Annotated in this window: 20 protein-coding genes; 19 read left to right on the top strand and 1 reads right to left on the bottom strand. The window is 69.3% G+C overall.

Features of this window, described 5'->3' with window-relative positions; translation table 11 throughout:
* Positions 1-2: 2 nt before the first annotated feature.
* The 15 genes from ACZ3UD_RS32835 to ACZ3UD_RS32765 all read left to right on the top strand — a co-directional run bounded on the left by ACZ3UD_RS32835 (position 3) and on the right by ACZ3UD_RS32765 (position 13,251).
* On the top strand, positions 3-377 hold the full coding sequence (locus tag ACZ3UD_RS32835; protein ID WP_465596024.1) for an XkdF-like putative serine protease domain-containing protein: 375 nt from the start codon (positions 3-5) through the stop codon (positions 375-377).
* Positions 377-1,993, top strand: coding sequence for a hypothetical protein (locus ACZ3UD_RS32830; protein WP_465596021.1), 1,617 nt, complete (start codon positions 377-379; stop codon positions 1,991-1,993). The genes ACZ3UD_RS32835 and ACZ3UD_RS32830 overlap by 1 nt, the downstream gene beginning before the upstream one ends.
* Before the next feature lie 82 nt (positions 1,994-2,075).
* The gene (locus tag ACZ3UD_RS32825; RefSeq protein ID WP_465596018.1) at positions 2,076-3,575 is read left to right on the top strand and encodes a hypothetical protein; all 1,500 of its coding nucleotides are present in this window, start codon (positions 2,076-2,078) and stop codon (positions 3,573-3,575) included.
* A 97-nt stretch (positions 3,576-3,672) separates the two neighbouring features.
* Complete coding sequence (locus ACZ3UD_RS32820; RefSeq protein ID WP_465596015.1) at positions 3,673-3,930, top strand: hypothetical protein; 258 nt, start codon at positions 3,673-3,675, stop codon at positions 3,928-3,930.
* A 230-nt stretch (positions 3,931-4,160) separates the two neighbouring features.
* Positions 4,161-4,520, top strand: coding sequence for a hypothetical protein (locus tag ACZ3UD_RS32815; RefSeq protein WP_465596012.1), 360 nt, complete (start codon positions 4,161-4,163; stop codon positions 4,518-4,520).
* Positions 4,521-4,574: 54 nt separating this feature from the next.
* On the top strand, positions 4,575-5,504 hold the full coding sequence (locus ACZ3UD_RS32810) for a hypothetical protein (RefSeq protein ID WP_465596009.1): 930 nt from the start codon (positions 4,575-4,577) through the stop codon (positions 5,502-5,504).
* Between the two features lie 86 nt (positions 5,505-5,590).
* Positions 5,591-5,911 carry a hypothetical protein gene (locus ACZ3UD_RS32805; RefSeq protein WP_465596006.1) on the top strand — a complete coding sequence of 107 codons (321 nt, stop codon included), beginning with the start codon at positions 5,591-5,593 and terminating at the stop codon, positions 5,909-5,911.
* Between the two features lie 10 nt (positions 5,912-5,921).
* On the top strand, positions 5,922-6,299 hold the full coding sequence (locus ACZ3UD_RS32800) for an HK97 gp10 family phage protein (RefSeq protein ID WP_465596003.1): 378 nt from the start codon (positions 5,922-5,924) through the stop codon (positions 6,297-6,299).
* A 12-nt stretch (positions 6,300-6,311) separates the two neighbouring features.
* The gene (locus ACZ3UD_RS32795; RefSeq protein WP_465596000.1) at positions 6,312-6,812 is read left to right on the top strand and encodes a hypothetical protein; all 501 of its coding nucleotides are present in this window, start codon (positions 6,312-6,314) and stop codon (positions 6,810-6,812) included.
* A gap of 11 nt (positions 6,813-6,823) precedes the next feature.
* Entirely contained in the window at positions 6,824-6,991 is a 168-nt protein-coding gene (locus tag ACZ3UD_RS32790) for a hypothetical protein (protein ID WP_465595997.1), read from the top strand.
* Positions 6,988-7,701: a hypothetical protein gene (locus tag ACZ3UD_RS32785; RefSeq protein ID WP_465595994.1), complete on the top strand. Its 714-nt coding sequence runs from the start codon at positions 6,988-6,990 to the stop codon at positions 7,699-7,701. Before ACZ3UD_RS32790 ends, ACZ3UD_RS32785 begins: the two co-directional genes overlap by 4 nt.
* 88 nt (positions 7,702-7,789) lie before the next feature.
* Entirely contained in the window at positions 7,790-8,374 is a 585-nt protein-coding gene (locus tag ACZ3UD_RS32780) for a hypothetical protein (protein WP_465595991.1), read from the top strand.
* Positions 8,375-8,413: 39 nt separating this feature from the next.
* Positions 8,414-8,803, top strand: a complete 390-nt coding sequence (locus ACZ3UD_RS32775) for a hypothetical protein (protein ID WP_465595988.1) — start codon at positions 8,414-8,416, stop codon at positions 8,801-8,803.
* Positions 8,803-9,120 carry a hypothetical protein gene (locus tag ACZ3UD_RS32770; RefSeq protein WP_465595985.1) on the top strand — a complete coding sequence of 106 codons (318 nt, stop codon included), beginning with the start codon at positions 8,803-8,805 and terminating at the stop codon, positions 9,118-9,120. Before ACZ3UD_RS32775 ends, ACZ3UD_RS32770 begins: the two co-directional genes overlap by 1 nt.
* 3 nt (positions 9,121-9,123) lie before the next feature.
* A complete protein-coding gene (locus ACZ3UD_RS32765) occupies positions 9,124-13,251 on the top strand; it encodes a hypothetical protein (RefSeq protein ID WP_465595982.1) in 4,128 nt (1,375 codons plus the stop codon).
* 36 nt (positions 13,252-13,287) lie between these two features.
* On the opposite strand, the gene ACZ3UD_RS32760 is transcribed toward ACZ3UD_RS32765, so the two are convergent.
* On the bottom strand, positions 13,288-13,713 hold the full coding sequence (locus ACZ3UD_RS32760; protein ID WP_465595979.1) for a hypothetical protein: 426 nt from the start codon (positions 13,711-13,713) through the stop codon (positions 13,288-13,290).
* A gap of 304 nt (positions 13,714-14,017) precedes the next feature.
* Here ACZ3UD_RS32760 and ACZ3UD_RS32755 point away from each other — a divergent pair, with 304 nt between their 5' ends.
* The 4 genes from ACZ3UD_RS32755 to ACZ3UD_RS32740 are packed head-to-tail and all read left to right on the top strand — an operon-like array spanning position 14,018 to position 17,888.
* Complete coding sequence (locus ACZ3UD_RS32755; protein WP_465595976.1) at positions 14,018-15,265, top strand: phage tail family protein; 1,248 nt, start codon at positions 14,018-14,020, stop codon at positions 15,263-15,265.
* 9 nt (positions 15,266-15,274) lie between these two features.
* The gene (locus ACZ3UD_RS32750; protein WP_465595973.1) at positions 15,275-16,357 is read left to right on the top strand and encodes a hypothetical protein; all 1,083 of its coding nucleotides are present in this window, start codon (positions 15,275-15,277) and stop codon (positions 16,355-16,357) included.
* Entirely contained in the window at positions 16,354-17,556 is a 1,203-nt protein-coding gene (locus tag ACZ3UD_RS32745; RefSeq protein ID WP_465595970.1) for a nucleoside phosphorylase-I family protein, read from the top strand. Before ACZ3UD_RS32750 ends, ACZ3UD_RS32745 begins: the two co-directional genes overlap by 4 nt.
* A gap of 23 nt (positions 17,557-17,579) precedes the next feature.
* Entirely contained in the window at positions 17,580-17,888 is a 309-nt protein-coding gene (locus tag ACZ3UD_RS32740; protein ID WP_465595967.1) for a hypothetical protein, read from the top strand.
* The last annotated feature ends 96 nt before the right edge of the window (positions 17,889-17,984 follow it).

Genomic DNA, 17,984 nt, shown 5'->3' with positions numbered 1-17,984 from the left:
TTGTGCCCGAGCAGCGCTATGTCCTGGGTGTCGCCTACCAGGCAGGCCCGGACCCCCGCATCCAGCGCGGCGCCGACGGCGGCCGCGACTACTTCACCCCGGCAGAGCTGGAGAAGGCCGCATGGGGCTACCTCCCCGCGGGCGCCGAGGTCGGACTGTTCCACGCCGACGGCACGACCGGTGCGGCCACGGTCGTGGAGTCGTACATCTACCGGGGGCCCGACTGGGACCTCGGCGATGGCCTGGTCGTCAAGGCCGGGGACTGGCTCGTCGGGGCGATCCTCGACGAGCCCGCCTGGCAGCTCTACAAATCCGGGCGCGTCACCGGCTGGTCGCCGCAGGGGTCAGCGCGCCGCATCCCCAACCGGAGTAGCTGATGACCAGACCTGACGACGAGTTCACCCAGCTCGTGGATGCCCATATCCCGCGAGTGGACCTGGTGGACAAGGCCGCCAACGGCACCCGCTTCATCATCGCCAAGCACGCCGACAGGGGTCTGATGGACCCCGGCTTCGTGCGGGAGCTGATCGGCAAGTCCGCACCCGAGCCCACGCCCCAGGAGGAGACCGTGACCATGACCGGCAGCCCCGGGGCCATCGCCAAGCTCATGCACGAAGCCGCTCAGCGCGCACGCCACCGCGGCGATGTCGCCAAGGACGCTGGGATCGGCGCCGACCTCGACGACAGCGAAGACGGCCTCGATCCCACGATGGTCCTCGCCGCCCCCGATGACGACGCGCCCGGCGACCCCAACACCCCTGGCTCTCCGGCGTGGGAGGCGATCGACGCCGCCACCGCCCAGAAGTGGACTTCGATCGCGGTCCGGTTGAAGAACGCGCTGTCGGTGATGGCCGAGCGTGAGCTCCTCGAAGCGGCGAGCACCGACCCGGACGACGCCGAAGATGCGTGGGACCTGCAGGACGCGCAGTGCGCCCTGGACTACGTCATCGACACCCTCGCGTCCTTCGCCGTCGGCGAGCAGGCGGAGGCCGAGCTCTGCGGCGAGGCCATGGCCCAAGTCGGCAAGGCCCTCGACGACTTCGACCCGACCGCGCTCGACACCGTCGAAGCCCTTGGCCAGATCGCGAAGGCTGGCCGTGTCCTCTCCGCCGCAAACGAGGCCGCGATCCGCACCGCTGCCGAGCACCTGCAGAAGGTCCTCGCGTCGCTGCCCGAAGCCCCGGTCGTGAAGACCGCCCACGAGGAGCTCAACATGCCCACGCCCACCCCGTCCGAGGACCGCACTGCGGCGGCCGGCCAGGAGCCCGCGATGGGCACCGCCCAGGTCGAGAAGGCCGCCGAATCGGCTCCCGTCGCGACCGTCGAGGAGCAGCTGGCCAAGGCCGACGGCGAGAAGCCTGCCGTGGTCGTCGTCTACGACCAAAAGGGCCGTCTCATCGGCATCGTCGACCCCGCCGACGTCACCCCGGTCGCCAACGCCGAGGCCGAACCCGACGACATCGACACCGACGACGGCAACGACGACACCGTCGCCCCGGCCGCCGACGACAACACGCCCGACCTCGAACCGCAGCCCGCGGCCGAGGCCGGCACCCCCGCCAACGCACCGTCCGACGACGAGACAGTCACCAAGACCGTCGAGGACGGCACCACCCTCTCGGAAATGTTCAAGAGCAGCCTCCTGGCTGCGGTCGAAGACGTCGTGACGAAGCACAGCGCCGCCCAGGAAGAGCGGATCGCCAAGACCGGCGATGCCGTCCTGGAGCTGGCGGGCCTCGTCGAGACGCTCAAGGGCCGCGTCGGGGTGCTGGAGGAGCAGCCCGCCGCGCCGAGGGTGTTCACCAACGGAGCGATCCCACCTGCCGAGCACCTGCGCGGCCAGGACCACGGCGCCCCCGCGGCCGTCGACGTCGCCAAGGCCCGCGAGCTCAAGGGCGTCCTCTACCGAGGTACCGCCATCGAGCAGAACCAGGCCGCCACCGACATGCAGACCGCCGCCATCGCCGCGCTCCAGGCGATCCACCAGCGGTAGCCCCGCCCGCACCCACAGACCCCGCAGCCCCCGGACGAGCGCCAAGCGCCCCGGGGGCTTTCGCATGCCCAGGAGGCACCCCTTGAGCGCACCGCTCGCCAACGTCACCGAGGACACGCTGGCCGCCATCAGCAAGGCGCAGACCAGCGGCATCCTCAACAACACCGGCATCTGGTCCTACGACCTGTCCGAGCTCGTCTCCCTCATCCCGGTCGTCACCCCGTTCCGCGACATCGTTGCCCGCGTGATGAGCCCTAACGGCAACCCGTACGCCGTGTGGCGCGCCATCATGAACCTCACCAACAGCCAGCCGAGCCCGGCCATGGGCTTCGACTACGCGGCCAACGAAGTCGCCTTCCAGGAGCAGGATTTCCAGGCCCGCTACAAGCCGACCGGCTTCGCCGGTCTCGTCACGCAGGACGCCTACGATCTGGCGCACGGCTACGGCGACCCGTTCGCCATCGCCACCTTCCAGGTCCTCAACCAGGTCCTCATCGGCGACGACCGGCAGCTCATGGGCGGCCAGTCGTTCCCGCTCGCCCGGCCCGCCGCGCCCACTCTCACCACGTCGACCACCGGCGGCACCATCGCGGCGACCACCACCGTGTACATCGGCGTCGCCGCCCGTACCGGAACCGGCTACTACTACGGCAACGGCAACAGCCAGGGCAACTCTGCGAGCATCGCCACCGGCGCCGGCAGCACCAACACCGTTTCCGCGACCGTCGGATCGGTGCGCGGCGCGGTCGCCTACGACTGGTTCCAGTCCAGCAACGGCACCACCTGGTACTACTACACGACCACCACGGTCAACACGGTCACCATGACCAAGGTGATCGCGTCCAACCAGGCGCTGCCCGCGCTCACCGCGGCCCCCGACCTGTCCACCTCCTGGCAGGGCACCGCCAACGCCTCGCCGACGTACAACGCCGCCGCCGACAACGGCTCCGCCGCGCCCGCCGAGTACGACGGCTTCCTCGCCTCCCTCGCAGGCGACTACAACGGCGCCGGCCAGTGGTCCCAGCCCGGAACGGGCACGCCGAACCCGTCGATCAACAACTCGCTGAACGGGGCGTCACTCACCCTCACCGGCGGGTCGATCACCGAGATCGAGAACCTGCTGTTCCTGCCGCTGTGGCAGCAGGTCAAGTGCTCCCCGACCGCGATCATGGTCAACGCGAGCCAAGCGCAGGAAATCGCCAACCTCATCCTCGGCTCGTCGTCGGCGACGACCTACCTCAACACCGACGCCTCCGGCCGCGTCTCCGTCACCGCCGGCGGCCGGGTCGGCGAGATCGTCAACGCCCCCGCGGGCGGCGTCACCGTGCCGATCGAGGTCCACACCTCCCTCCCGCCGGGCACCATCATCGCCCGCACCGACCGCGTCCCGTTCCCGCAGGCCAACATCAGCTCCGTGCTGGAGTACCGGGCCCTGCGCGACACCGCCCAGTTCGACTACGGCATCTCCCGCATCGCCAACACCCAGGGTGGCGGCCCGAGGCGCGAGTTCGAGATTCGATCTGTCGGCAGTTTCATCAACCGAGCGCCCGTGGCGATGGCGACTCTGCAGAACGTGGCCTGACACCCGCCGTGGCGCGTGGCCGCCAGCCGCATAGCAGCGACCACAGGGGCCGGGATCCGACTGCTCCCGGCCCCACCCTTGACGACCAGGAGGTCCGATGCCCCCGGCACGCGCGGGTGTCCCATACCCCAACTTCACCGCCACGCAGGAGCTGTTCCGCGCCGACGGGCTCACGCTGAGCAGCAACTCGGATACCGTCACCGCGAACATCACCAATCAGGTCAACGGGGCTACCGGCGGCCTGATCGACGTGTCGTCAGTGTCGAACGGCCTCCTGGTCGTCAACGTCACCAATGCTCCGACCGGCACCTCCCCCGGCCTGGCCGTCGACGTTCGCGACGCGTTCGGGAACTAGGTCCTCACCTCGAATGCGACCGCGATCTCCGGTGCTGTTCTCAACTTCGCCGGCACGGTCGCAGGCAACATCTCGACCGGCTACAACCTGACCTACAGCGGTCGGATCCGGTGGACCATCACCGGGACTGGCAGCCCAACGTTCACCGGCGTCAGTTTCAGCCTGTTCGGCCGCTGACCTACTCGGGGCCGGCCCTCGGACCCGTTCCCTCACCCTCAAGGAGAGCAGGCATGCGCCTCTACTCGCGTACGGGCGCAACCGCGCTCGACGACCCCCGCCACGGCCGCATCGAGGCCGACCCGGTCCACGGCGGCTTCGACCTGCCCGAGGAACTGGCCGAGGAACTGCGGAGCTTCCCGGCATGGGAGACCGACGTGGAACGTCAGCAGCGCCTCGTCGTGGAGGAGATGGAGCGCCGCAAAGACCCGGCAACGCTGCTCGATGCGGTGCAGCAGCTGGTGCAGGCCGCGCAGGCCGTGAGCGTCGCAAGGCAGGAAGGCGCCAGTGGCGATGAGGATGCCGCTCCGGCGAAGGCCACCCGTGGCCGCAAGACCGCTACCACCCGGGCCGAATCGCCCTCGGCTGAGTAGAGCGACCGCCCCTCCATTTCGCCGCGTCGATCCGACCCTGGGGGTGACCCTGCAATGGCCACGCCCTACATCACGCCTGGGATGCTGCTGGCGCAGCCGGCCGGGATCAGCTGGAAGGTCATCCCGACGCTGACCGCGGACACGCCGTCGCAGGTTGCCCAGCTCCAGCAGGTGTGCTGGAGCGCCACCTCCGTCGTGGACTCCTACTGCCGCCAGCCACTGCGATCAGTGGTCGTCACGGAGACGAACACCGGTCCAGGCGGGCAGCGGGTCGCCGTGGACCGGCACACCCACCTGGGCACGCTGATCGCCAGGCATCGGCACCTGTCCGACGTGTGGGCGGTACTCGTGTCGCCAGCGCGCACGTTCCCCGCAGCCTGGTCGCCGGTTCCCACAGGCCAGTTCCGCCTCCGCACGCCGGTGGCCTTCGCCGGGCCGACTCCCGCGACGGGGCCGTCCGGCGGCAGTGTCATCGATGTGGCCCAGGGCTGGATCGACTGGCGCCAGGGCCGCGGCGGTTGGCAGGTGCAGTCGTCGTACTCGTCAGGGTGGCCGCACGCCAGCCTCACGGCTCCGGCGGCAGCCGGAGCACTGACGATCAGCGTGGATGACGTGACCGGCTGGGGCGGCGCCCACGGTTTGGCCGGGTTCTGCTACGACGGGGCCGCCACGGAGTCAATCGCTGTGAGCAGCGCCGCCGCTACCACGCCGACGATCCTGCCGAACACGACGACCACGGTGCAGACGGGGCCCGGCATGGTCCAGCTTGCGCAGCCCCTCGCCCAAGCCCATCCGGTGGGCGCGGTCGTGTCGGCTCTTCCCGCGAACGTCATCCACGCCGCAGTGCTGGCCGCGACGGTCGAGGCGCTGGAGGGGATCGACGCCATCGCTACGCAGTCCCTGTCCGGGCAACTGGCTGGCGGGACCGGGGCGCTGGCCACAGAGGTCGAGATGCTGCTCGACGACTACCGGCGGATCGCCTGATGGCCCGCCGGCGGCCCAGCTTCGGCGGTGGCGGAGCGACTGGAGCGACCGGAGTCCTGCGCTTCTGGAACCGCACCATCACCATCATGCGCGGCACCACCGTCAACGCGTACGGCGATGCGACCGACGTGGGCGTGCCCACCTACACCAGCGTCCCTGCTGCCCTGGCGGAGACCGAGCAGGTCGTGTTCGATGCGGCGACCCAGCGCCAGCAGATCATCCGCTCCATCACCTGCGTCCTGCCGAACTGGGCCGACGTGCGGACCACGGACACTATCCGCGATGAGACCACCGGCCGCTACTTCATGATCGAGAACATTCAGGAGCAGCCCGGCATCGGTTACTACCCGCCGCCGAAAACCTTGACGTTGCGCATGCGTTCCGGCGTCACCACCGGCTCCGACTGAGGAAGTGCCTGTGACCCACGTAGAGACCGACGGTGCTTGGGAGGACGAGGTCGCCGCCGCCGTGGCACGGCTGTTCAGCGAGAAGCTCGGCCCCGCCATCGCCGCCGACGCCGCCCGCTACTGCCCCGAGGACACCGGGGCGCTCGCCGCCAGCATCGAGCACCATCTGGAGGGCCCGGACCTGGTCGTCTCGGCGACCGGGGGCGCCAACGGCCGAACTTACGCCGCCTACGTCGAGCTCGGCACCGGGCCGCACGTCATCCGGCCCGACGGGAAGCAGGCCCTGTTCTGGGAAGGTGCCGCCCATCCGGTCCGGGAAGTCCACCACCCCGGCACCCGGCCGCAGCCGTTCCTGCGCCCGGCATTGCTCCAGCAGCGCGGCGAATAACGGGGGCCCAAGGTGACCTCCCCCGCTCTTCCGCTGGACGGCACCGACGAACTCATCTGCGCGCAGTGGATCGCCACCATTCCCGGATTCACCCCGGCCATGGTCGGCACGGCCCTGCCGCCTGATGTCAACGCGGATGGGTCCGTGGCCTCTTGGGTCGCCACAGGGTTCGTCACCGTCGCCGTCGTCGGCGGCGGACCCGACCCGCAGCTGCCCGTCAACCGGCCGGTGATGCAGATCGACTGCTGGGCCACCATCCCCGGCAGCAACAAGCCACCATGGAACCAGGCCGCGGCCCTGGCCGGCGCCATCCGCCGGGCAACCTGGGACCGGCGAACCATCGCCCGGCCCCTGCAGATCACGGCCAATGGGGTCGCCTACCCAACGGCGGCCGTGCAGAGCGCATACCTGGCCACCGCCTTTCGCCGTCTCTACGACGACCAAGGCGACTACGCCCGGTACCAGGCGGACCTGGCGCTGTCCTGGGTGACTGTCAACGACCGTTTCTACTGAGCGAGGACGTCATGCCTCTGGTCCGCACAACCTTCTTCCCCGCGCCCGTCGAGGTCCCTGACGACGAGGTGCAGGTGCTCCGTGCGCAGGGCCTCCTGGTCGAGGAGCCCATCCCGCAGCCCAACGTCGATCCCGCACCCGCCAAGCAGGCGCCCAAGCCGAAGGACGTCGTCGCATGACCCGCCTCAGCCTGACCGCGACCACCCAGCCGAAGACCGGCTCCGCATCGCCGCTCAACCTCACCTCGCTGCTGGGCGCCACGACGCTCGGCGCCAACACCGGGGTGTCCTTCACCAACACCGGCCGCGAGGTGCTGCACGTCCAGCTCGGCCAGCTGACCGCGCCTGCCGCGCCCAGCGTGTCCACCGCCACTACCGGCGGCACCGTCGCCGCCGGCACCTACCAGGTCGAGGTCTCCTACACCAACGCGGCCGGCGAGACCGTCGCCTCCGCCTCCGCCAGCGTCACGACCACCGGTTCGACCTCCACCATCACGGTCACCTCCCCGGCCGCCGCGGGCAACGCCACCGGCTGGTACGCCTATATCACCCAGGCCGGCGGTGCCAGCTACACCCGCCAGCAGACCGCCGGGTCCCCGACCGCGATCGGCACCAACCTGACGCTGACCGCCCCGCCCACGAACACTGGCCTCGCCCCGCAGTCCAGCAACACCACCGCGGGCAGCAGCACCGTCATCGTCAACATCGGGACCACCATCGAAGGCCAGTCGGTCTCCCCGATCACGGCTTCCCTCGCCACGAACGCGACCAGCATCGTCGGACCGTTCCCCACGGACGAGAACCAGCCCGGCGGCCTGATCTACGTCGACTTCGGCACCCCGGCGAGCGTCACCGGTGTCGCTCTGGTTCAGAACGCCGGCGTCTTCTGATCCACGTTCCACCGCCCGGTTTCCGGCCCGCTTCGTGCGGGCCTTTCTCATGCCCGCACCCATCACGTAGGGGATGATCCCTTTGGCAGTGAATGCCGCCAACCTGGTTCTCGGACCGGCCCGCCTGTACGTCGCCGCCTTCGGCAGCACCGAGCCCCTCGACTCCGCCGTCACCCCCAACGGCCCCACCACGCCGCCCGGCGCCCCCTGGACCGATGTCGGCGGCACCGACGGCGGCGTCACCTGGGAGGTCGACAACACCTACACCGCGCTGACGGTCGACCAGATCACCATGGACGTCGGCGCCCGCCTGACCGCCATGAAGATGCAGGTCACGGCCAAGTTGGCCGAGATGACGCTCGCCAACCTGCAGACGGCGCTGAACAACATCGGCACCCTGGCGACGAACTCCGGCTACTCGACGCTGGACATACCCGTCACCTCGGCGTCCACCCAGCCCAGCTACGCGGCCCTGATCATCGACGGCTGGGCGCCGATGCTCTCCAGCGGCCAGCCTGCGCTGCGCCGGGTCATCGTCCGCAAGGTGCTGTCGCAGGTGAAGGCGCAGCTCGCCTACGACAAGAAGACCCAACAGGCGTATGACTGCACGTTCTCCGCGTACTACGTGAGCAGCAGCATCCCGCCCGTGCACATCGTCGACCAGACGGCGTGAGCAAGTCCCTGACGTTCCCCGTTGCGAGGAGAGGACCCTGTGGCCGCTAAGGTGACCGCGAGCAAGAAGCCGTCCAGAGGGTCGCTCCCGCCCTCCGCGCCGTCGGCCCCCGCCGAGCCCGCCATCGAGGTGCTGCGTCTCACGACGACACCGCAGGTGGACGAACAGCGGGTGCCGCTGTTCTACATCGACGACGTCGAGTACACGATCCCGGCCCGGCCGCGCATGAACATCGCCCTGCAGTACATGCACCTCGCCAAGGACCAGGGGGACGCCGTCGCCGCGGACTTTCTCCTCGGCAGTCTCCTCGGCGAGGAGGGCTACCGGGCGCTGCGCGAGTATGACCAGCTCACCCCGGAGCAGTTCCAGCACATCACTGACATCGCCACCCGGCAGACCATGGGCGCTCTGGAGCTCCCAAAAGCGTAGTGGACCGGGTGGTCCAGGTCGGCTGGGTGCTGGATCATCTCGATGACCTGGCCAGTGACTTCAACGTCTTCCACCGCGTTCCCGACGTCACCGTCCTCGACGGCCCGACCTTTCTGCGGCTCGCGTGGCGGATGCCCGCGTATGAGGGCGTGATGCGGGCCTGGGTCACTGCCGCCCGGCAGGATGACGTCGGGGCCGCGGGCGCGCCGCGGATGGCGCCGGGCCGCTACGAGGAGATCAACCCCGGCACCCGCACCGCGCTCGCGGCCGACCCGGCATTCGCCAGTCTCTTCAGCTACGGATCGCCCGGGGGGTGAGTCGTGCCCGAGGGCTTTCGCATTGCCAGCGCCTTTGTGACGGTGTCCCCGGACGTCGACGGGTTCCGCGAGGAGCTGCAGGCCAAGCTGGAGGAGGCCACCGCTGGGGCTCATGCCCGGGTCCGGGTCCAGCTCGACACCGGCGAGCTCGACGCCGGCGCCGAACGGGCGCGGGCCACGGTCGATGAGCTCGGCGCCCGCACGGCCCGTCCGAGCGTGCGGCTGGAGGACGGCGAGGCCAGCGCGAAGATCGGGGAGATCCGGGAGCGCCTGGAGTCGCTGTCTTCTACCGACCCGTCGCCGCGGGTGCGCGCGGACATCTCCGACGCGCAGGCCAAGGTCGAGGCGATCGAGGCGAAGATCGACCGGCTGAACTCGGTCATCGCCCGGCCTGCGGTCACCCCGCAGATGGCGTCCGCTCAGGCCCAGATCGACGCGGTGACGGCGAAGCTGGAGGAGCTGAGCAGCAAAGAGGCGACCCCGAAAGTCACCGCCGACATTGCGAAAGCGCAGAGCCGGCTGGAGATCCTGCGGGCGCGCCTGGACGAGCTGCAGACCCGGGACGCGCAGATCCGTGTCCAGGCGGGCGCGGGTCTGACGCGCGCCATGGCGGACTTGGACCGTCTGTTGGCGAAGTTGGCCGAGCTCGACTCCAAGGAGGCCAAGGCCAGGGTCAACCTGGACGACGGCGAGTTCAACGCGAAGGTCGACCGGGCTGAGGCCCGACTCAGGAAGCTGAACGGGGAGTCCGCCAAGCCGCGCGTCGGCGGCTCCGGCGGTGAAGGCGGCCTCGGAGGCCTGTCCGAGTACAAGATGCCGCTGGGGATCGTCGGGGGCATCACCAGCCTCCTGCCCAGTATCGGCGGCGCCGCGACGGGCGGCGGCCTGCTTGCGGGCGCAGGCGCGCTCTCGCTCGGCCCTGTCGCCAAGGCTCTGGGAGACGCCCACCAGGCAGCCCTGAACATCGGCATGCTGCCCCAGCAGACCGCGGCGATCCAGTTCTCGAACTCTGTGCAGCGGCAGGGCGCGCAGGAGCAGGTCACCACCGCCCGCATGCAGCAGGCACAGGATGCGATCACCTCAGCCCGGTCGATCGAGTCGGCCCAGATGAACCTGGCGTCGGTGGAGCGCAGCACCGCCGCCCAGCAGGTGCAGGCTCTCCAGTCGGTGGTGCAGGCCGAGCAGGGCGTCCAGCAGGCCAACTACGCGCTGTCCGAGGCGCAGTACAACCTCAACCAGGCGTGGGAGCGGGCGCGGGAGAACCTGCGGGAGCTGGACGACCAGCTCGCCGACAGCAAGCTGAGCGTGCAGGAAGCCCAGCTCGGCATTCAGCAGGCTCTGTACCAGCAGAAGCTGACCGATCAGAACGCGTACTCGACGCAGCTGGACCGGCAGCAGGCCGCGCTGGCTGTCGCCCAGGCCCAGCAGCGGCTCGTGGACGCCCAGGACCAGCTGACCGCCTCCCAGTACAAGGCCAACTTGGCCAACCAGGAAGGCATCGACGGCTCTCAGGAGATCATCAAGGCGAAGCAGGCCGTAGTCGCGGCCCAGTACGGGCAGACTGACGCCCAGGCCCAGTACGCCATCGCGCAGCAGAGCTTGACGAACACGCAGCTCAACAATGCTTCCCAGATCAGGGAAGCGCAGATGCAGCTGACGGCGGCCGAGCAGGAAGCCGCCTACCAGCGGCAGATGGATGCCCGAAGCGTCGCCCTGGCAGAGCGCAACGTCAGCAACGTGGTCCAGGAGCAGCAGCTCCAGTGGGCCGCGATGAAGGCCACGGAGAACGAGGCCGCCAACCAGCTCGCCAAGGACCTGTCGCGGATGACCCCGGCGATGCGCGCCGTGGTGGAGCAGATCCTCGGGATGAGCGGCGCGTTCACCCGCATGAAGGAGGCCGCGCAGAACGCCGTCGCCCCGGGGCTCGCGCAGTTCGTCACTGGCCTGTCCCAGTCGATGCCCTCGCTCACCGCGGGCGTGTCGGCTATGGGCACGGTCATTGGGCAGGTGTTTGGCTCCATCGGCAAGGCGCTGCAGTCGGCGGCCGGGCAGGACGTCCTCCAGGGGCTGATCAACAACGGTCTCAAGTTGGCGCAGACCGTGATCCCTGCGATCGGCGGTCTCGTCGGGGCGCTGGCGAAGCTCGGCGCGCAGAAGGGCGCGACTGACGGCCTTGGCGGCGCGATTTCCGGTATCGCCAGTGGCCTCACGGCAGTAGTACGGGCCGTGTCCCCGTTCGTTGGGTCGCTGTCGTCCGGACTGTCCACCCTCGGACAGGCCTTGGCGCCGATCGGCTCGCTGCTGGGCACGGTCGTCGGCCAGGCCGCGCAGGCGCTTGCGCCCGCGCTCGCGGCCCTCCTGCCTGCGGTGACGACGCTGACTGGCGCGCTTGGTCAGGGGCTGAGCCCGATCTTCGCTGCCCTTGGGCCGCTGCTGCTGCCGATCGCCCAGGCGATCACTGGCGTCGTTCAGGCGTTCTCCCCGCTGCTGCCGGTCATCGGGCAGATCATCGGTCAGATCGGTCAGGATCTGACACCGCTGCTCCAGGCGCTGCTGCCGGTCGTGTTGCAGCTCGCGCAGTTCCTGGCGAAAGACCTGCAGGTCGGTCTGCTCCAGACCCTGCAGGCGATCCTGCCACTGCTGCCAGTCACCGCTAGGCTGATCGAGTCGCTGCTGCCGCTCGTCAGCCTGGTGCTCAGGATCGCCGGAGTCCTCGTCGACTTCGCCGCCAAGCTGACCGGCCCCGTGATCGGCGCGATCGTCGAGGTGGTCGCGGCGGTCCTCAACTTCGTGTCGCACTGGCGCGAGGCGGTCGACTGGGTCGAGCAGAAGGCGTCGTGGCTGTGGCACGGCGTCTTCGAGCCACTGTGGAACGGCATCCACGACGGCGCCGACGCGTTCGTCAACGGCTTCAAGAAGCTCTGGGGCACTCTCGGGGACGTCTTCAAGGCGCCCGTGAGTTTCATGGTCAACACCGTCTACGACGGCGGCATCGCCAAGCTCTGGAACGCCGTCACCGGCGCGATCGGCATGCACAGCCTGGACCTGCCGATCATCACGGGTTTCGCCACCGGCGGCATCGTCCCGGGCTACGCCCCCGGTCAGGACACCGTGCCGGCGATGCTCTCGCCCGGCGAGGGTGTGCTGGTGCCGGAGGCTGTGCGGGCGATCGGTCCGGACGCGGTACGCGCTTTGAACGCGACCTACGGCGGTGGCCGACAGTCCGTCGGCAACCACTTCTCAGGCGGCGGAATCGTCGGCAGCATCAAGGGATTCGTCGGCGACGTCGGCGACCTGATCGACAAGGCCGTCGACATTGGGAAGATCACCGCGGCGCTCGCCACGGGTAACGGCGACGCCCTGACCAACGCCTTGGCCAAGCTCGTCGGAACCCAGGGCGCCAGCGGCAACTATGCCAAGTTGATGCTCGGTATTCCGACGTCGCTGATCCACACCATGGTGCAGGCGATCCTCGGCTCGCACCCCGCATCGGGAGGAGGCAGTGGCGGCGGTGGCGGCCCGATCCCCACCGGCGACCACCTGACCATTATCGACGCGGCACTGCAGGCTGCAGGCGTGCCCCCGCCGGGCACGCAGGATGAGTGGCGGGCCGGACTCAACACGCTCATCACCCACGAGAGCGGCTGGAATCCCAGAGCCATCAACAACACCGACATCAACGCCCAGAACGGGGACCCGTCCCGCGGCCTCGCTCAGACGATCATGTCGACGTTCCTGTCGAACCACGTGCCCGGCACCAGCACCGACATCTACGACCCGGTCGCGAACGTCGCCGCAGCGATCCGCTACATCGTGGGCCGCTACGGCAGCATCAGCCGCGTCCAGCAAGCCAACCCCAGCCTGCCACACAAGGGCTACGACCAGGGCGGGTGGCTGATGCCCGGCACCATGCCGGTCAACGGCTTGGGCAAGCCCGAGGCGGTACTCACGCCGGAGCAGTCGCAGGCGTTCGTCGCCCTGGCGAGGCACCTCGCCGCCCAGGGACCCGGAGGAGCTTCCACCGGCCGGCAGGTCACGGTCGAGCAGCACTATCACGGCACTCAGCTGCCGACGGTGGAGCAGCAGGCGGAGATGCAGCGGCGTCTCGCGCTCGCCCTCAGCGGCGCCTGACGCCGAGGTCAGGGTGGGCTCGCTCCCGGGTTGCCGTCACGTCTTGGCGATCCGGGTGACGCCCACCCACAGCTGCTGCAGCTGGGCAGTGGTCAGCTTCGCGCTGGGATTGACGTTGACGTTGAACGAGATCGACTTCCCGGGCTGGATGGGTGCTGTCGTCGCATCGACCCCGGGGCCTCCGGGCTGCCCGGTCTCGCTGCCGATTGCCTGGGTTACGTGGAAGGAGTAGCTGACCGGCGCCTGGCAGGGGTTGGTGAACTCGAAGGTCACGATGACCACGTTCACGTCGGCGTGGGCATCGAGGAGTTGGGCCTCGTTGCCGGAGTCGTCGGCTGGGATCCCGCACGGGTCGGCGGCGGTCTTCATGACCTTGACGTCGTCGAGTTCGGGTGCCCCCTGCGCCGGCTTGTAGGGAAGTCGGGCGGCGGGGATCGCCACTTCCAGCTGTCCGGTTGCCACCGCAGTGGGGCTCGGCGTCAAAGTCGGCGTCGAGCTCGGCGTTGAAGTCGTGGTCGCTGGCGGAGTCGTGGTCGCCGACGGGGTCGGACTTGATGCCTCGGCCGGCGGTGAGGCTGCCGGGTGCGCGGTGGTGGTGCTGGCGCACGCGGCGGTCAACAGGACGACGGCCAATGCCTGGAAAGCGCGACGCACGGAACCCCTCCCAGGGGTTGTGGCGGTTTGGTGCGGCCAGTGTGGCAACGCCTAGATCACCCCGTCGTGAGCTTTGCCGGACCGTGACCGATACCGCCGGAGGTGATGAAGGGTGGCGCAGGCCATCGCAGGGCAGCCGTACACGCTGAGCCTGAACTTCTACGACGAGACCACAGGCAAGCTCGCAGACCCGACGTCGGTCCAACTCGACATCACCTACGGGCAGCAGGTCGGCTTCGTGCCGGACACCGCCGGGCCGTACACCTACCAAGGCGCCTCCACGGTGACGTCCGGCCAGGTCTGGCGGACGGGTCCAGGCCAGTACTCCTGTGTCTGGAACGTACCCGCCACCACGGCCCAGGGCGTGTACGTGGCCAACTGGACCTGCGGCTACGGTGTCTCGACCTGGCTCGGCGTCGAGGACTTCACCGTCATGGGCGGCCTCCAGCCACCGGTGCCGGCCGGCGACGTGGGCTTTTGGACCGGCGGCCTGATCTACGGCGGTCTGGACATCGAGTTCGGGCAGATAGACGTCAACGGCATCGCCTGGATCTGGCAGAAGCTGGAGGGCTGGGACGGCCCCGACGTCCAGGGCGCGGGTGTCATCGCCAGGGCCGGCGACCATGGCGCGTGGGCCTCCCCACAGTTCTTCGCGGCCCGCACCCTGACCCTGACCGTCACCGCTTCGGCCCCGACGCAGGCCCTGCGGGACCAGGCGCGCGCTCTTCTCCAGCAGGTGGTGCCGGTCAGTGACCTGGCGATGCTGCGCTACGACGAGCCGGTACCGAAGTTCGCGTGGGTACGCCGCTCCGGGAAGATCACGGAAGCGTACCCGACGCTGGCTGACGTGACTTTCACGATCGGACTGGTCGCCCCGGACCCCCGGCGGTACGCCATGGCACAGAGGTCCCTAACGATCGGCCTGACGCCCGCCGGGGGCGGCGGCACCGTGGTGGAACCCTTCACGGTGCCGTTCGGCCTGGCGCCGGCCGCCGCGCCGGGTGCCGCGGTGGCGCTGAACGGCGGGTCCTTTCAGTCACCCCCGGTTGCGGTCGTAGCCGGCCCGATAACCGGCCCAACCCTCACCAACATGGCCACCAACCAGACCGTGTCCTGGTCCGGCCTGACCCTCAGCACCGGTGACGTGCTCGTCGCCGACTTTCTCAACCGCCAGGCATACGTCAACCCCACCACGCCGTCCACCTCGCCCGGTTTCCCCTCCACCGGGGGCACGTTCTGGCCCGCCGACGTCGGGTCGTCGTGGTGGCAGCTCGGGCCCGGCACCAGTCAGATCGCGTTCGGCGGCACAGCCGGGTCGGGGGCCACCGCCACCTATTACTGGCGCGACAGCTATGTGTAAGGAGACCTCATGGCCACGCAGGTGATCACCTCCTTGCCGATGTGGCTCGCCGGGGCGACGTACGACGCCAACGGCGGCAATGACCTGCGCAACTCCGGAGTCACGGCCTACTTCTACGACCAGGGCATCGCCGCCGGCACCACCATCAGAGTGCTGGGTGGTGTCGTCGGCGGCTCCGGCCTCGGTGTCACCGCGGGCACCGGCATGGCCGTCCTGGTCCAGCCCGGCTCCTACGTGGTTCCCAACACCGCCACCCCGACGGCAGGAGGCTATGCCAGCACCCTGCCCTCCCAGGCAACACTGACCGTACAGACCGCGGACCCGAGCAACGCCCGCATCGACATCGTGGTCGCGTTCGTTTCCGACGTCGGCACGTCGGCATCGTTCGGCGCGATACAGATCATCACCGGCGTGGCGGCCCCCTCACCGGCGACGCCCACCGCCCCGGCGAACTCGATCACGCTGGCCAGGCTGACGGTTCCGGCGGCGGCGACCTCCGTCACCAACGCCATGATCTCCGACACCCGGACGTACACGACGACCACCGGCGGCGTCCTCGTCGCGCCGAAGGGCAGCGTGTCCGGCTACCGGGGACAGGTCGCTTTCGACCCCACCACCGGAGCCTGGTATCACAACAATGCCCCCGGCAGCAGTGACACCAGACTGCATGTCCTGCCGTGGACCCCGATGATCCAGACGCGGACGTCCGGCTTCAGTTGGAACGGCTCCGAGCAGACGGTCCTGTCGACCACGGTCACCACCGACGGCTTCACCGACGTCGAGATCTACTTCAAATGGGCCGGCCTGCAGTGCAACCGAGGGTCGGCGTCACTCGCCTTCGAAGTCGCGTTCGTCATGTACATCGACTCGGTGGCGGTCGACGGGTTCTGGACGCCCCCGCTGCCCGCCGACGGCACAACCTGGAGCGGCGGCTCCTGGTCGTACTTCACCAGCCCCGGAGTCGGTGACACCCCGTCCGCGGGCACCCACACGGTCAAGGTCACCGCATCCAACAGCGGCGGCTACGCGACAACGATCTACTCCACCTCCAACAACAAGACCCTCCTGCGCGTCGGCCCAGAGGCGCTGTGAGCAGCTACACCTACGTCGCAACCGACCTGATCTCCGGCAGGGTCCTCGCCGACAGCCTGCCCATGACGGTGCAGTCGTTCGGGATGCAGCTCAACGGCTCGGGAACCCTGAACGGAACCCTCACCCTCAACGAGCTGTACTCAGCCAACGCCCCGTTCGTCACCGCACTCGAATGCCGCCGCGCCGTCCTGTGGGTGCTGCAGGACGGCTATCCGGTGTGGGTGGGCATCGTGTGGGACTGGCCCGACCAGGGACGCCACGGAACCCTCCCGATCTCCGCCCAGACGGTCGACACCCTGTGGTCCCACCGTCTGATCACCGACACCCTCATCTACGCTCAGGTGGACCTCTTCCAGGCCTTCATCGACCTCGTCTCCTACGGCCTGTCCAAGCAGTCCGGTTTCATCTCCTCCGTGTCGCCGGCCGCCACGCGGTCCCCGGCGTACCTGGCCGCCGTCGCGGCGAACGGCGGCATGTCCCGCCTGGTCATGCCCATGGGCGCCGCGGCCTCGGCCGGGGTGCCGTGGACCGCGTCCTACCAGTACTCCGACCTCACGCAAATCAGCAGCGCCTGGCAGGACATGTGTGCGTCGGGGAACTTGGAGTACGCGTTCGTCCCGGGCCTGGACTCCTCCGGCAACCTAGCCATTTTCCTTCGACTCGCGTACCTGCGGATGGGCCGCCCCGTCTCGACGTCCGGATACAACCTCACCTACCCGGGCAACGCGCTGGACTACGGCTACCAGCGCACGGGATCACAGTCCTCGAACGTGGTCTGGGCGACGGCGCCGCCGAACGGCGCCGCCCTGCAGTGGCAGTCCGTGTATCCGCACGGCGCGGACACCAAGGACCTGGCCGCCGGGTACCCGCTGATGGAGTCCACCGTCTCCTGGCAAGGGTCGTGGGTAGTCTCCCAGGCCCAGATCGACGCCTTCGCCGACGGCGAGGTGCAGCTGAAGACGCAGGCCATGACCGCGCCGATCGTGACCGTCGGCGGCGCCGGCCATCCGCGGCTCAGGGACATCGTCCTCGGCGACAGCACCACCCTGATCGCCACCTCGGACCTGCATCCGCCCAAGCCCGACGGCTCTCCGGGCCTCATCCAGCAGGTACGCGTCGTCGGCTGGTCGTGCCGGCCACCCGGCCCGAAGGAGTCCGAGAGCATCCAGCTCCAGACCTCCGGCGTCACCGTCGGATAGCACCCGCGAAGGGGGAACCACCCGTGCCCCGATACCCCAGCCCACTGGAGGGGCGGTTCGCGGCGACGCTTCAGGACATCCTGCGCCGACTCTCCCGCCTCGAAGTACACACCTCTGGCATCGACTCCGGGTTCCCCCTCGCGGCCCTGCCCGGGGTCATCGACTCCGGCTACACCGGCAGCGGGGACCCGAAAGCGTACATCAACGGATCGACCGCTCTGACCGGCCCGTACCAGCACCTCACCTCGTATACCCCGGCGGCAGGCGACAGCGTGCTGATGCTGCCGGTCAGGGTGCAGCAGACCTACGTGATTCTGGGCAAACTCGCCTGATGGGGAGTCTCAATGATTGAGTCAAGCCGTCTGCGCGGCCGGATCGGGGGTGAAGACCCGGTTGTCGCGCAGGAGGGCCCACAGGACGCTGACCCG

Source organism: Kitasatospora sp. NPDC023118, assembly GCF_055560875.1.
This window is presented reverse-complemented; position numbering and strand designations above follow the sequence as displayed.

Excerpts from the sequence above, each read along its gene's own strand:
- ACZ3UD_RS32785 (WP_465595994.1), top strand. The coding sequence starts at position 6,988 with ATGACCCGCCTCAGCCTGACCGCGACCACCCAGCCGAAGACCGGCTCC.
- ACZ3UD_RS32790 (WP_465595997.1), top strand. The coding sequence starts at position 6,824 with ATGCCTCTGGTCCGCACAACCTTCTTCCCCGCGCCCGTCGAGGTCCCT.
- ACZ3UD_RS32815 (WP_465596012.1), top strand. The coding sequence starts at position 4,161 with ATGCGCCTCTACTCGCGTACGGGCGCAACCGCGCTCGACGACCCCCGC.
- ACZ3UD_RS32805 (WP_465596006.1), top strand. The coding sequence starts at position 5,591 with ATGCGCGGCACCACCGTCAACGCGTACGGCGATGCGACCGACGTGGGC.
- ACZ3UD_RS32830 (WP_465596021.1), top strand. The coding sequence starts at position 377 with ATGACCAGACCTGACGACGAGTTCACCCAGCTCGTGGATGCCCATATC.
- ACZ3UD_RS32810 (WP_465596009.1), top strand. The coding sequence starts at position 4,575 with ATGGCCACGCCCTACATCACGCCTGGGATGCTGCTGGCGCAGCCGGCC.
- ACZ3UD_RS32750 (WP_465595973.1), top strand. The coding sequence starts at position 15,275 with ATGGCCACGCAGGTGATCACCTCCTTGCCGATGTGGCTCGCCGGGGCG.
- ACZ3UD_RS32820 (WP_465596015.1), top strand. The coding sequence starts at position 3,673 with ATGCCCCCGGCACGCGCGGGTGTCCCATACCCCAACTTCACCGCCACG.